We start from the raw sequence: 12,621 nt of genomic DNA on the forward strand, positions 1-12,621 counted from the left end.
GATACAGGACGGAAAAGACAGGGAAAAATCAGGACCCCGTGATCTCTTCTTTTATCTTGCCCTCCCTCCCCCTCACAGACGCGAAACCACGACCACGGGGTTGTTTTGACCCCCTGGGTCGCTTCCTATGCCGCCCCCTGACGGTTGGATCGGCGTCCTCACACACGTGAAAAAAAGCCCGCCCGGCAAAAGCCGAGCGGGCGAGAGGCGAACGATTGGGATCAGTGGGTGCGTCGGCGGATGGAAACATGGCGCCTGCCGCTCTGTTCGGCTTTCTGGCCCAGGTTTAGGGCGGGGCCGAAGCTCCTTTGAGCCACCGATCGGGCGGCATCCAGGGACAGGCTGAGCGTGAGGCAGCAGACCGGCTCCAGGGCCAAGAGGTCGTCGTTGGCCCGAAACGGAGCGGCCTTGCCGTTTGCGTTGAAGTCGGCGCGGGCCAGGACAAGCTTGACCCCTTTCTGGGCCGCCCATTTGATCGCGAGCTTTTCGGCGCCCTTGGCTCCCGTCGTCGCGAGCGCCATGTCCGGCCACTCCGCCTTGGCCCAGTTCAGGGCGTCGAAGATGCGACGCGCGTCCTCGGCGGTGTCGGCCATAGGTGCCCCTCGAAAGGCGACGACCCGGCCGCACGGATCGGCGGCATCAGACTTGCGGACGTGGATCGCCCGGATCACCGCCTTGGCCTCCAGTTGGGCCGCCGTCAGGTAAGCGCCGCGCCGGCTCCCCCGCCAGGCGGTCCAGACCTCGCCGGTTGAGACCGTGTAGGCCTCGCTCGCCGCGTCACGGATGCGTTCGGCGGCCTCCGTCGCGACGTCGGCGGCGCGGGCTCGGAGCGTGGCCTCCTGCAGCTCGGTATCGGCGGCCTCGGAGCCGTCGAAGTCTCGGTCCAGCGACCGCATGGCGTCGCGCGCTCGGTCGGCATCGCGCTCGATCCGCTGGGCCGCCGAATGGAAGGCTCCGATCAGGGCTTCGGCGAGCAAGGTCTGGAAATCCTCGAGCGCGGTGCCGGCCAGGACGTCCAGCAGCTCGCTCATGAGGGCGGATCCGAGCTGGGCGAGTGCCGCCTCGGTCGGGTGGGGCCGGGGATCTCCCAGCGAGGCGGTCAGGTCGTCAAAGGCGGAGTCGGTCTTCGAAACCGTGGGAGTGGACAGGGTTTGCATCGGTTCATCCTTGAAAAAGATATCGAGCGCCCCAAGCGCAACGACCCCGACCGCAGGCACATTGGGCCCCGGAAAGTCACCGGAGCGGCCCGCCCCTTGCGGGCTGCGCAGGGCAACGGCGCAGCCGTTGACTTTCAGGGTGATGTGACAAGATCGGAGGGCGTTGTGTGGGGGCAGTGCTCGCCCCGCTTGGGGCGAGCACACCGTTCGGCGCCGCTGCGCCGAGGCCGTCGAAAGGCCAGTGGCCTGTCTGGACTTCGCCGGCGGGGCCCGCCGGCGCGACCCGCCCTTTCCCGGCACCATGAAAAAAAGCCCGAAGCCCTCTCGGGCTCCGGGCGAATAAAGGTCATAGCAGCCGGAGATCAGAACGGCAGGTCGATCTCCGGATCATACCTCCCGTCCGTCTCACCGACCTCTGTCGCTTCCGCCGCCCCGGGGGCGGCTTCGTGGCGATTCTTGAGCCGGATATCGCTGACCACGACGCTCAGGTCGTAGTGCTCGACGCCGTCCTTGCCGCGCCAGACATCATTCTCGACATGGCCGACAAGGACCACCCGCGTGCCCTTTCGAGCGAAGGGCTGGATATACTTCTCGGTCGTGCTCTCGTTGAAACAGACGCAGTTGAAGCCGGTCGTACGTTCGCCCGGGGCACCGTCGGCGCGCCGGAAGCGGGTGGTTTCCAGCACGCGAAAGCTCGCGCGCTTCCTGCCGGAGCCCTGGGCCGACAGGATCGACGGATCGGCGGCGAGATAGCCTTCGAGGGTCAGGGTCTGCATGGTCATTCTCCTTAATGGGATTGTGGGCGGTCAGGCGGCGAGCGCTTCGGGCCGGTCGGTAGACTGCGCCGCATCTGCGCGATCGGCGGCCCAGTCGAGAACGGTCAGGCGGGCGACCACCAGTTCCTTGGCGGTCCGCTCCGATCCGTCGCGGGCGGTGTAGGCGGTGTCGATGAAGGCACCGGTCACCACGACCTCGCACCCCTGGGCCAAACCCGGGGCGATGACCTTCTCGTTGAGGCCACGGGACCAGCTGACGCAGTTGACGCCGACCAGCCGGGCCTTGCCGGCCGCGTCGGTCCCGCGCTGTTCGAGCAGGCGGAAGATCGCCTTGCCGAAGTCGTCGCTGATCTGGGGGTGGGCCGCCAGTCGGCCAGTGAACACCATGGTCTGCATGTCAGTCTCCTGTTGATCCGAAGCGGCCGGGGAGCCGTCTCCCCGATCCCGCCTCATCCCGGACCTCCCTTCCTCCGTCCTCCCTCCGGCGGGGGCCTCTGCCAGCGCCGGGCCCCTCCATCCCCGCTCGCCGGATTCAGGCCGCGACCCCGTCCAGGACGGACTGAACGGGATGACGGCGCAGGACCGCCTCCACCACGTCTGGCCGGTCCACTGGCACGAAGACGCGGGCCGCATGGGCGATGATCTCGACGAAGCAGCCCAGCGCGACGAGGGCATCGCGGTCGGTGCGTCCTCCGACCAGCTCCAGCCGCCAGCGGTCCATCACACGCGAACGCTTGAGCCAGACGCCACCCGCCAGGGCGAGCTGCGCATTCCGGTTCAGCACCGCCGCGGCCGTGCGATCGCCATCGGCCCAGACGTCCCCGACCTCACTCAGGCCCAGGGCGGTCTTCAGGCTCGCGGCCTGGACCGCGTCGAGCACCCGTCCCAGCCATCGCCGTCCGTCAGGTGACCGAACGCGCCGGACCGAACACGCCTTGGCCGGCAGCCTCCCCCAGATCGGCAGCAACAGTCCGGTCGCCAGCGTCAGCCGCCGCGTTCGCCAGGGGTCGGTCCGCGCGACCTCGGCCTCCCAGACCGCGCGCCAACCTGCCTCATCGGCCTCTATCCAGGCCGTTTCCGCGAACGCCCTTTCCGGCGTAACCTGCTGCTGGTCGGGGCGGATCAGCCGCACGGCCGGCACCAGTCGGTCCTCGTCGGTCGTGGTCGTCAGGCCGAGCTGGGCCAGGGCGGCGCGCCCGGAGCGCTCATTGACCACCAGTCGGCAGGTCGAGCCCCGTGCGACCTCCAGAGCCGCGTCCGCGGCGAGGATGTCGCGCCGCACCTTCAGCTCGAAGGTGACCAGGGCCGTCTCGGCCCCTGTGGCGACATCGGTACGGATGGTCTGCGCCTCGACCACCGCCAGTTCGTCGGCGTCGATATCCTCCAGGCCCCGGTCCAGATCGCCGGAAGCGGCTGCGCGCTCGAGGAGGCCGGAGAGAATCCGGTCGAAGTCGGCGAACAGGGCGTTCTGGTCGGCGATGCGCAGCGCCAGCAACCGGTTCAGAAAGGTGTGGATCGGCGGCAGGTCGTCGGACGGCTTGAGGGCCCCGTCGGCGTCCCTGAGCTTCAGCCCTGTCCGAGCCTCGAAGCCCTCCAGGGTCATCGATGACAGTTCGCCGAAGCCGAGCGCGCCATAGAAGACCAGAAGCGCCCGGCGTGCCCATGGGCTTTCCAGATTGTCCTCGGCCCGGAACAGGCCGGCCCCCGCAGTGCGGCGCTCGCCGCGGGTCAGGGCCCCAAGCGAATCCAGGCGACGGGCGATGGTCGAGGTGAATCGCTTCTCGCCGTGAATGTCGGAAGTGACGGGCCTGAACAGCGGGGCACAGGCCTGATGGGTGCGATGAGTGCGGCCGAGGCCCTGGATGGCCGCATCGGCCCGCCAGCCGGGCTCGACCAGATAGTGGGACCGGCGCTGCTGGTTCGGAGCCGACAGATCGGCGTGGTAGCTGCGCCCCGTCCCGCCCGCGTCCGAGAAGACCAGGACCCTCTTGCGGCCTGACAGGAAGGCGTCGGTCTCCGTGCGCGCCGCCGAGGCGCCGCGACGCTCGACCTGGCGACGACCCTCGCGTAGCACCACGCGGCGCGATCGGCCGGTGATTTCGGCGACGGCGTCCGTTCCAAACGCGTCGAGCAGGGCCTCGAGCACGCCAGGAACCGCGGGCAGAAGCGCCATGCGCAGGATCAGTTCCTCGCGCCGCCGCAAGGCCTCCTGGCTGACAGCGGGATGGCCATCGACCATCACCGGAACCAGGGTCACGGTGCCGTCTTCGCCCTCAAGCGCCTCCATCAGGGTGACGGGGAAGGCCTCGCGGAGATAGTCCAGGACGTACTCGCGCGGGGTCAGGTCGATGGAGAGATTGGTCCACTCGTCTGGCGGGATCGAAGCCAGTCGGCGCTCCATGACCGCCTCGTTGGTCGAGACGATCTGGACGACGGCGGAGCGGCCCTCGGCCAGGTCCCTGCGGATCGAGGCCCCGAGGGTCGGCGCCTTCAGGCCTGCCAGCAGATGGCCAAAGAAGCGCAGCTTGGCACCCTCGAACGCTGAGCGGACCGCCGAGGCGGCCAGACCGCTCCTGGCCCTCCCGTCCTCGTCGTGAATCCCCGTCGCCTTCAGCGCTTCCCCGAGATTGGCGTGGATCAGCTGGAAGGCATCGGCCCAAGCGTCCCAGATGGCGATGTCGTCCTCGGTCAGGGCGTGGAACAGCGGCTCGTATTCGACGCCCTCAAACGACAGGGAGCGGGCCACATAGAGGCCGAGCGCCTTGAGTTCGCGCGCCACCAGCTCCATCGCCGCGACCCCGCCCCTGTCCATGGCCTCCAGGAAGTCGTCGCGGCTGACAAAGGGTGCCTCGGGCCCGCCCCACAGACCCAGGCGCGCGGCGTAGGCGAGGTTCTCCGCCGTCGTCGCCCCGGTCGCTGAAACGTAGAGCACCCGCGCGTCGGGCAGGCGGTTCTGCAAGGCCAGCCCGGCCTGCCCCTGCAGGGAGGCCTTCTTCGTTCCGCGCGCGCTCTTCCCGCCGCCGGCGGCGTTGGCCATCGCATGCGCCTCGTCGAAGACGATGAGCCCGTCGAACCCCTCACCCAGCCAGGCGACGATCTGATCGAGCCGGCTCGCCTTCCGGGCCCGGGCGGGCTGGCGCAGGGTGGCGTAGGTGGTAAAGACGATCCCTCGGTCGAGCCGGACGCCTTCGCCCAGCTTCCAGCTGTTAAGCGGCACGATATCATGGGCCGAGCCACCGATTGCGATCCAGTCGCGCCGGGCGTCTTCGAGCAGGGCCTCGCTCTTTGACAGCCACAGGGCCTTCAGCCGTCCCTGGGCCATGTTGTCGGCGATGATGGCAGCGATCTGGCGGCCCTTGCCACAACCTGTGCCATCTCCGAGGAAGAAACCCCGGCGGAGCTGGACGGCGCCCTCGGTCCCCTCCCGCGATAGATGCAACTGGTGGGCCGCTTCACCAGGCGTCCACCAGGCGGGGAGCCGGCCGGCATGAGCCTCTCCGGCATAGATGACCGTCTCCAGCTGCGGGTCCGAGATGCGACCCTCTTCCCGCAGAGAGCCGGGCAGCACCGGCCGATAGGTCGGCGCGGGCGGCGCGACCGACGCCATCGGCCCGGATTCGACCAGGGGAGAGGGATGCAGCCTCTCCCCGTCAAGGGCGATCCGCGCCAGCCGGTAGGCCTGATACAGGCCGACGTCTCGGCCCTCGCCTGCCCAGGGGAGGGTCCGATAGGCGACGGGGGACGCGCCGGTGAGGAAGCCGAGACGGCCCGAGGGCAGGGCCAGGGACCGGTCGCGCGGGGCCAGCAGGGCGTGGGCGGCGACCTCGAGCCGGACCCGGGGCCGGGCGGTGACGCGCTCATCGATGGCGGAGGCCAAGGCCGCGCAGCCCGCCAGATCGTCCCCATGGGCGAGGGGCGCGATCCCGGACCGGGGCTCAAGCCGGTCCATCACCAGCAGACCCGTCTCGACGCTGGTGCCATGTCTAGCGAAGGCCCGGGGCGGAAAGCCGATACGGGCGAGGATGCGGCCCTGCGCGCCCAGGCGACGCATCATCGCGTCATCGGTCAGGGCGGTCATCGGGACGACCGCAGCCAGCCGACCGCCATCGGCAAGGGCCTTGAAGGCGGCGGATAGATGCGCCTCCAGATCGCTGAAGGGCGGGTTGCAGACGATGGCGTCGAATGCGCCCGCTCCAGGCAGAAGGTCGTGGACGCGGCGGCCGTCGAGGCGTGTCCGCGCGGCCGAGACGAACAGGCCATCGATCAGACTGGCGCGGCCCTCGGCCCGTTCGTTGAGGGTCACAACCCCGCCGCAGGCCTCGGCCACAACGGCCATCAGGCCCGTGCCGGCGGAGGGCTCCAGCACCCGGTCGCCGGGCCTCACCTGGGCGGCCAGCACCACGAGAGCGGCAAGCTCGGGCGGGGTGGAGAACTGATCGAGCGCCACCTGGGCCTCGCTGCGACGGGAGTGGGTGAGACCCAGCCCACCGACCATCGCCAGCAGGGCGGCGATATCGGCCGGCGCATCCTCCAGCCGGGCGACCTGGGGCGCGAGCCGGCGGATCTGCAGCACGGTCGCCGCCTCGATGGCCTCATAAGCGTCGTGCCATGACCAGACCCCCTCCGCGTCCGACCCGCCGAACCCCAGGGTCATCGTGCTGGAGACGAGCCTGCGGTCTAGCGGTCGGGACCGCGCGAGGTGGGTCGCCAGGGCCCGGGCAGCCGCCAGGATGTTCGCGGCTCGATCCCCTGGCCGGGGAGCTCCAAACAGGGACGGGGTGGCGGGCGTGGCGGCGGTCATGGCACGGGTTCCGGTCACCCGAAGCGGCGGGCTCATCCCTCCGGTCCTTCAGGCTCGCCTCCATCGCCCTTCCTCCGTCTCCCATGACGAAGGCCCGCCGCGACGGTGTCGCGACGGGCCCTGTCGTCCGCCCTGTCGTTCAGGCGGCGTTCTCCAGCTCGGCCTGACCTTCCGGGGTCACCTCGAACGCCCCGCGTCCCTCCCCGTCGTCACCGGGGTCGTCCGGGGCGGCGTCATCGTCCATCCCGGAGCCAGGGTCTCCGGCGCCGACGGTCCAGGAGAGGCTTGCCGGAGCCCATCCTGTCTCGGCGGCGGTCTCCTGGACCCAGGGGATCAGGTCTGACTTCTTGAGCAGACCGGCGCGGACGTCGCCCCGGCCCATCGCCTCCAGCATCTTCAGCAGCAGGGGCTTGGAGTGCGCCTTCAGGAATTCCGCGTCCGGGGTCCAGTGCAGGGCGATGTCGGCGCCGCACAGTTCGGCGAGCTCGGCAGCCTCGGCCCGGGCCGTGCGACGCACCAGGGTGGTGCGCTCTTCGCGGAGATCCAGGGTCAGGGCGGTCAGCTCGGCGAGCAGAGCCATCTTGTCGCCGTGGGCCAGGGCGTGGACCCAGCCGATCACCGTCTGACCCGAAGCCTCCCAGGTTGCCCGCCGGTCCTCGATCCTGTGCCAGACGTCGCCGTCGAGGCTTTCGATCACCCGACCGCCGGCCGGCCTGAAGGGCGTCGCCGTCAAGGCGAGCGCCGCTTCGCACCGTTGTCCGGAAGTTCGGATCGCGACCTGACCGAACAGACGGGCGATCAGAGCGGTGAAGGCGGCACCCGGATCGTCGGCCAGGGCGCGGATCAGGCCGCGCGTGGCCACATCCGTGCGCACCGCGTGCAGCGCGTGGTTTACGCCCTCGAGTTCCGGCTTGGGCGCACCGGCCTCGGGCGCCCGATAGGTTGAAAGCGTCGACGCTGCCGGTGGGGCCGCGCCGTCGCCGACGACCTCTTGCTGGTCCAGCTCCGGCTCTACCGGAGCCAGACAGGTCACCTCGATCCCGGTTCGCGCCGAAGGGCGCAGCACGAGCGTCGTCACCCGCCGCCCGGGCCATCCCGCCTGATCTGCCGTCAGGCGGGCCCGCACCATGGTGGCTAAGGCTGGGTCGACGACGTCCGTGTCGGTCGTCTCCCCCAGCAGGTCTTCGAGCGCGTCGGCGGCGTCGTTGAAGTCCCCCTTGAGTTCCCGGTAGGTCGCCATCTGGTCCGCCGGCAGATCCCCGCCATAGACGTACGCCAGCGGTTCGAGATCGTCGCAAAGCTCGTGGTCGGGACCGGCCGCGACGTGGACCACAAGGCCCTCGGCTTCGAACATCCGGGCGATTTCGCGGGCGCGCTTCGTCCAGACCTCCGTGAGAATAGAGGGATCCAGGAGCATTGGTGGACGCTCGCCAAAAAGATCCGTCTCGGTCCGCCCGCCGGCGGCCGCATACCGCTCGGCCCCGACGAGCGCGAACCGCGGGTCTCGCGCGTTGACATGATGCCGCTCGAGCCGCTCGGTCACCCGCCATTCCGGGAAGCTGTGGCCGTCGAGTGTCATCTGGGCCAGCTCAGCCTGCTCCTCTCTGTCGGGCATGCGCGCGAGAAGTCTGACCTGACGCAGGTTGAGACGCCCGCGCCTCAGGGCCTCCAGGGCAACGTCGGGCAGGGCCGCGAGGGCGGCCATTCGCTTGACGTCGATCTCAGCATGGCCGAGCGCCTTAGCGATGGCTGGCACGCCGAGTCTGCCCTTCAGCATCCTGCCGATGGCGGCGATGACGTCGGCGATGTGCACGGGCACGGCGGTGTTGGTGAGGAGAACGGCGGCCGCCTGACGGGCAGGGTCGGTCTCGAAAAGCACATCCACGAGAAAGGCGTCATCGATCCGGCCCTGTTCGAGCAGGAGCCGCAGGGCGAGAAGACGGCGTCGACCGTCGAGCGCCATATGGGAGGCCTCGGACCGGCGTCCCGGCCGCACGGTCAGCGGCTGGAGCTGGCCGGCGGCATAAAGCGTTTCGGCCAGCAGCGGAATGTCTTCGTCCGGCGGTTCGCCGAAGCGGAGATTCTCCGGAGCGATGTCCAGATCGCGCAAAGGTGCCCGGGCGCTCTTGCGCGAGGCGGCGATCTGGAAGGGGGTCGCAACGACGGCGACGGCGGTGGAACGGCTCATGGCAGGTCTCCGGCCGGCGGCGAGGCCCATCCCCACCCTTCCGGCGCCCGCCGTCCCCCTTCCTTTCCCTCCCCATCGGTCGCCTCAGCCGCCTCATTCCAGTCACCCCACGGCATGGGCGGCAAGGCCACGGCGGCGTCCACCCCCGCCGCACGAAGACGCGACGCCAGGCGCCGGGCGGCCCTTTCACCCGCCGCGCCTCAATCTCCGGCGATGAGCACCTGGGTGACATTGGCCGAAGGCGTCCATTGCGAGAGGTTGCCCGCCGACATCAACGCCCAGCCCGGCAGCCCGAAACGCGCCATGGCCGACAGGGTGGTGACCACGCCTTCCGCCACCAGCATACGCGAGCTCGCCGGGCGCAGGCGGACCGCGGATCCCGGCGGGACGCGGCCGACCGTCTTTCGCGACACCCTCAGGCCGGTCATCTTCTGACCATTGGACGACAGATAGGTGAGCTCGATCGCCGTGATCGCGCCGGCCGGATCCCGGATCCCGGCCATCATGGCACAACCGGAGCGCCCCCCGCGGGCATAGGCCGAGTAGGGCGCGCGCGGATGCTCCAGGAGGTTCTCCGTCGTGGACGGAAGGACCAGGCCACGCCGGGCCAGGTGTCGGACCACGACGCTCGAAGGCGATGGGCGCAGGCCCTCGGCCCACAAGGATCTTGCGATGGCGATGCGGCCAGGCCCTTCGAGCCTCGGGGTCGACGACGCTCCTGACGTCACCCGCCCGTCCTGTCCGATCAGCTGGCGGCGTTGAAGATCGTCGCGCACGGCCTGCCAGGTGGCCGAGCCGAAAGAATGAATGACGACCCGCCCTTCGCTCAGGAGGAGCGAGACCGACCGGTCGGCCGGGCCGTGGCCGGGCGCGGGGACATTGGCGCGCTCGCCGCCGTGGTAGAGATCGCCGCCGAGCGCGGCCACGATCGCGCGCAGGCTCATGAGAGGTGCCCCAGGGCCCGCAGGCTGGCCGTGTCCTCCCGGCCGACGATGAGATGGTCATGGACCCGGATATCGAAGACCTTGGCCGCATCGACGATCTTGCGGGTCATGACGACATCCGCCTGGGACGGCTCGGGATCGCCGGAGGGATGGTTGTGCACGAGGATGAGGGCCGAGGCCGACAGCTCGAGCGCGCGCCGGATCACCTCGCGGGGGTAGACGGGCGCATGATCGACAGAGCCATCAGCGACCCATTCGTCCTGCAGGAGGGCGTTACGTCGATCGAGATAGAGCGTTCGGAACTGCTCGCGGGGACGGTGGGCGAGGGCGGCCCGGACATAGGCGTGAACCGCGCTCGATGAGGCGAGCAGCGAGCGTCCGCTGGCGCGGGCGCGACTGATCCGGACGCTGATCTCTCTCAGCAGATGGAGTTCCCCGACCAGACCCGGATCCAGTCCCGTAGCCCGCTCGATCTCTCCGGCGTCGGCAGCGAGCGCGGGGCCAAGGCCACCGAACCGCGCCATGAGGGCGGCCGATGCGCACGCCGCCGTCTCGGGTCGGAGCCCGCGGAGAAGCATCCGGGTCAGCAGCGCCTCATCCGACAGCTCGATCCAGCCGCCCGGCGGTGCCGTCATGTCGTCCGGTGTCGCGTCCAGTGCGGATCGATCGCTATGGGGGGAGAGACGCGGGGTCATGGGCAGGGTCCTTCCAGACGGGGGGTTCGCCCGCCTCTGTCCCTTCCTCCGGCTTTCGCCGGCCCGGGCCGCGCGAGCCGCTGCGGACCTCCCTGCCGCACTTGTCTGGACGCATCGCCCTGTCGCCGACTAGCTTCACCGTCGTCACAGAGGGCCCGGGATGCCATCTCCACTCACGCCGCGTCAGGAAGAATGCCTGAGGCTGACCGCGTTCAAGACCGACAAGGAGATCGCATGGGCTCTCGGCATCTCCGAAAGCGTCGTGAAGAAGCACATCTTCGAGGCCTGCCAGCGCCTCGGGGTCAATCGCCGCAAGGCCGCCCTGGCGCTTCTGGAACGAAACGTACCCTCCCCCCCGAACGACCCCATGGCGGACCTGGGCCCGGCCATGCCCCGTTTGGGTCGCAAGACGGAGGAGACGGATGGCGAACCGGACGGCGGAGCTGCCACAGTGGACGTGGGAGGAACTGGAGCTCGCGCTCCAGCGCCTGTCGCCCACATCTGCGACGGACAAGGTTCTGGAGACCTTGCTCCATCAGGCAATGGCCGACCAGAGGCACCTGTCCCGGGAGGATCTCCTGCACGAGGTTCTTTGTCTGGGCTGGCTGATGGCCCAGGCCGCCGCTTCGGCTACCGTCCCCCTCCCGCGGGACTGGTCCGCATCGTCATCATCGCCGCCCTGGCATTCGTGATGGCGCTGTCCACCAAGGCCGTGGTCGATCTGGTCAATGACGGTCAGCAAACCCAGCAGGCCCTGGATCGCGCCCGTCTTGCGCAATGACCCTCCTGTACCGCAACCGCGGAGAAAGACACGCAATGGACAGAACGGAATACGGCCGTGAGGCCGCGCGGCGGCTTCACGATGCCGAGGCCAAGCTCGACCTCGCCCTGGCCGCCATCAACGGGCTCTCGGCCCATCTCACCAGCGGACGGATCGACCAGGAAATCACCGCGGTGATCGGCCAAGACGCCCTTGCGGCCATCACCGAGGCCCAGGGTCCGGTCGTCAAGGCGCGGGCGCGACTGCTCAAGGCTCACCGCGCGATGAAAGCCGATGCCCGGCGTCTGGGCATCCAGTGGCGCCTCGGCGGTCCGTTCGAGGACAAGCCAGACGAAGACCAGCCGGTTCCGCGCCCTACCGGCCGACACCTTGAGGCGGTGGCCTGATCCAGGGCCCTCTGTCGAGACGGGCATGTTCCAGCTATTCTATCTCGTCTCGACCTTCGCCGTGTGGGCGATCGTCTGGTGGAAGGGCGCCAAGCCGGAGCGGCTGGGCGTCCTTCTGCTGATCGCCAACTACACGCTGGGTGGATTGCTCGATCCCCTGCGGCTGTGGTGGACCCTGCCGCTGAACGACCTTGCCTGCGTCGCCGTCCTGCTGTGGATGGCGTTCCGCTTCGACCGCTGGTGGATCCTGGCCGCCGCCGCAGCCCATCTGCTTCTGATCGTGGTTCACATCAGCGTGCTGAGCGATCCATCGCTGGACATGCGGGTGTATGTAGCGTCGCGGTGGGTGTTCGGGGTGATCGGGCTCTACGCCCTGCTCGCCGGTGCCCTGGAGCGCTGGCTGGCCGGCGAGCCCGCGGGCGGCTGGCCGCTATCCTTCCGCATGCGGAGGGGATGACAGGTGACAGTTTATGGCTAAGCTTGATCCCATGAGTCTCGCAGCATCGATGGAACGGACCAAACGCCGGGCCGGCGACTATGACCAGAGGATTGCCGCGGTTGTCCGCGAAGCGCGCGTGCGCGCCCACCTGACCCAGTCCGATCTCGGGCGATTGCTTGGCGTCACCTTCCAGCAGGTCCAGAAGTATGAAACTGGGACCAATCGCCTTCCGGCGTCGGCCTACCCGATCCTGTTTCGCGAACTCGGCCTCACTCCGGAGCTGCTCTTTGGTCAGGCCGAGCCCTCGGATCGCCCGGTCCCCCTGCGCAGCCGCGCCTCGGTCGAGCTGACGACGATCTTCGATCGCCTGGATGGAGACCGCCAGTCGCTTCTGATGCGGATCGCCCGCGAGCTCGACGGCTCCCGCTGACCGGCGGGGCGCGCGGTCACCCGC

The 12,621-nt window shown here is 69.4% G+C and carries 11 protein-coding genes; 4 read left to right on the plus strand and 7 right to left on the minus strand.

The genetic code is table 11. The features are described 5' to 3' along the window. Window positions 1-221: 221 nt before the first annotated feature. The 7 genes from Q333_RS0109770 to radC form a co-directional block, all read right to left on the minus strand. Window positions 222-1,157 (minus strand): DUF2493 domain-containing protein, encoded by a 936-nt coding sequence (locus tag Q333_RS0109770; RefSeq protein WP_029416613.1) that lies wholly within the window; start codon window positions 1,155-1,157, stop codon window positions 222-224. Between the two features lie 362 nt (window positions 1,158-1,519). Then, the gene (locus Q333_RS0109775; RefSeq protein ID WP_029416615.1) at window positions 1,520-1,933 is read right to left on the minus strand and encodes a single-stranded DNA-binding protein; all 414 of its coding nucleotides are present in this window, start codon (window positions 1,931-1,933) and stop codon (window positions 1,520-1,522) included. Window positions 1,934-1,963: 30 nt separating this feature from the next. Continuing rightward, window positions 1,964-2,329 (minus strand): hypothetical protein, encoded by a 366-nt coding sequence (locus tag Q333_RS0109780; protein ID WP_029416617.1) that lies wholly within the window; start codon window positions 2,327-2,329, stop codon window positions 1,964-1,966. 136 nt (window positions 2,330-2,465) lie between these two features. After that, window positions 2,466-6,734 (minus strand): strawberry notch-like NTP hydrolase domain-containing protein, encoded by a 4,269-nt coding sequence (locus tag Q333_RS0109785; RefSeq protein ID WP_029416619.1) that lies wholly within the window; start codon window positions 6,732-6,734, stop codon window positions 2,466-2,468. Between the two features lie 139 nt (window positions 6,735-6,873). Next, window positions 6,874-8,922: a ParB/RepB/Spo0J family partition protein gene (locus tag Q333_RS0109790; RefSeq protein ID WP_157072426.1), complete on the minus strand. Its 2,049-nt coding sequence runs from the start codon at window positions 8,920-8,922 to the stop codon at window positions 6,874-6,876. A 200-nt stretch (window positions 8,923-9,122) separates the two neighbouring features. After that, complete coding sequence (locus Q333_RS16990; RefSeq protein ID WP_342667393.1) at window positions 9,123-9,866, minus strand: DUF7146 domain-containing protein; 744 nt, start codon at window positions 9,864-9,866, stop codon at window positions 9,123-9,125. Further along, window positions 9,863-10,561, minus strand: a complete 699-nt coding sequence (gene radC / locus Q333_RS0109800) for a RadC family protein (RefSeq protein WP_245591529.1) — start codon at window positions 10,559-10,561, stop codon at window positions 9,863-9,865. The genes Q333_RS16990 and radC overlap by 4 nt, the downstream gene beginning before the upstream one ends. Window positions 10,562-10,721: 160 nt before the next feature. Here radC and Q333_RS17325 point away from each other — a divergent pair, with 160 nt between their 5' ends. The 4 genes from Q333_RS17325 to Q333_RS17330 are packed head-to-tail and all read left to right on the plus strand — an operon-like array spanning window position 10,722 to window position 12,597. Then, window positions 10,722-11,342, plus strand: coding sequence for a helix-turn-helix domain-containing protein (locus Q333_RS17325; RefSeq protein WP_084175949.1), 621 nt, complete (start codon window positions 10,722-10,724; stop codon window positions 11,340-11,342). 35 nt (window positions 11,343-11,377) lie between these two features. Beyond that, window positions 11,378-11,728 carry a hypothetical protein gene (locus Q333_RS0109820; protein ID WP_029416628.1) on the plus strand — a complete coding sequence of 117 codons (351 nt, stop codon included), beginning with the start codon at window positions 11,378-11,380 and terminating at the stop codon, window positions 11,726-11,728. Between the two features lie 25 nt (window positions 11,729-11,753). Next, on the plus strand, window positions 11,754-12,185 hold the full coding sequence (locus tag Q333_RS0109825; protein WP_029416630.1) for a hypothetical protein: 432 nt from the start codon (window positions 11,754-11,756) through the stop codon (window positions 12,183-12,185). A gap of 31 nt (window positions 12,186-12,216) precedes the next feature. Next, window positions 12,217-12,597: a helix-turn-helix domain-containing protein gene (locus tag Q333_RS17330; protein ID WP_245591530.1), complete on the plus strand. Its 381-nt coding sequence runs from the start codon at window positions 12,217-12,219 to the stop codon at window positions 12,595-12,597. Window positions 12,598-12,621 lie beyond the last annotated feature (24 nt).

Source organism: Brevundimonas bacteroides DSM 4726 (genome assembly GCF_000701445.1).
Taxonomy (GTDB): domain Bacteria; phylum Pseudomonadota; class Alphaproteobacteria; order Caulobacterales; family Caulobacteraceae; genus Brevundimonas; species Brevundimonas bacteroides.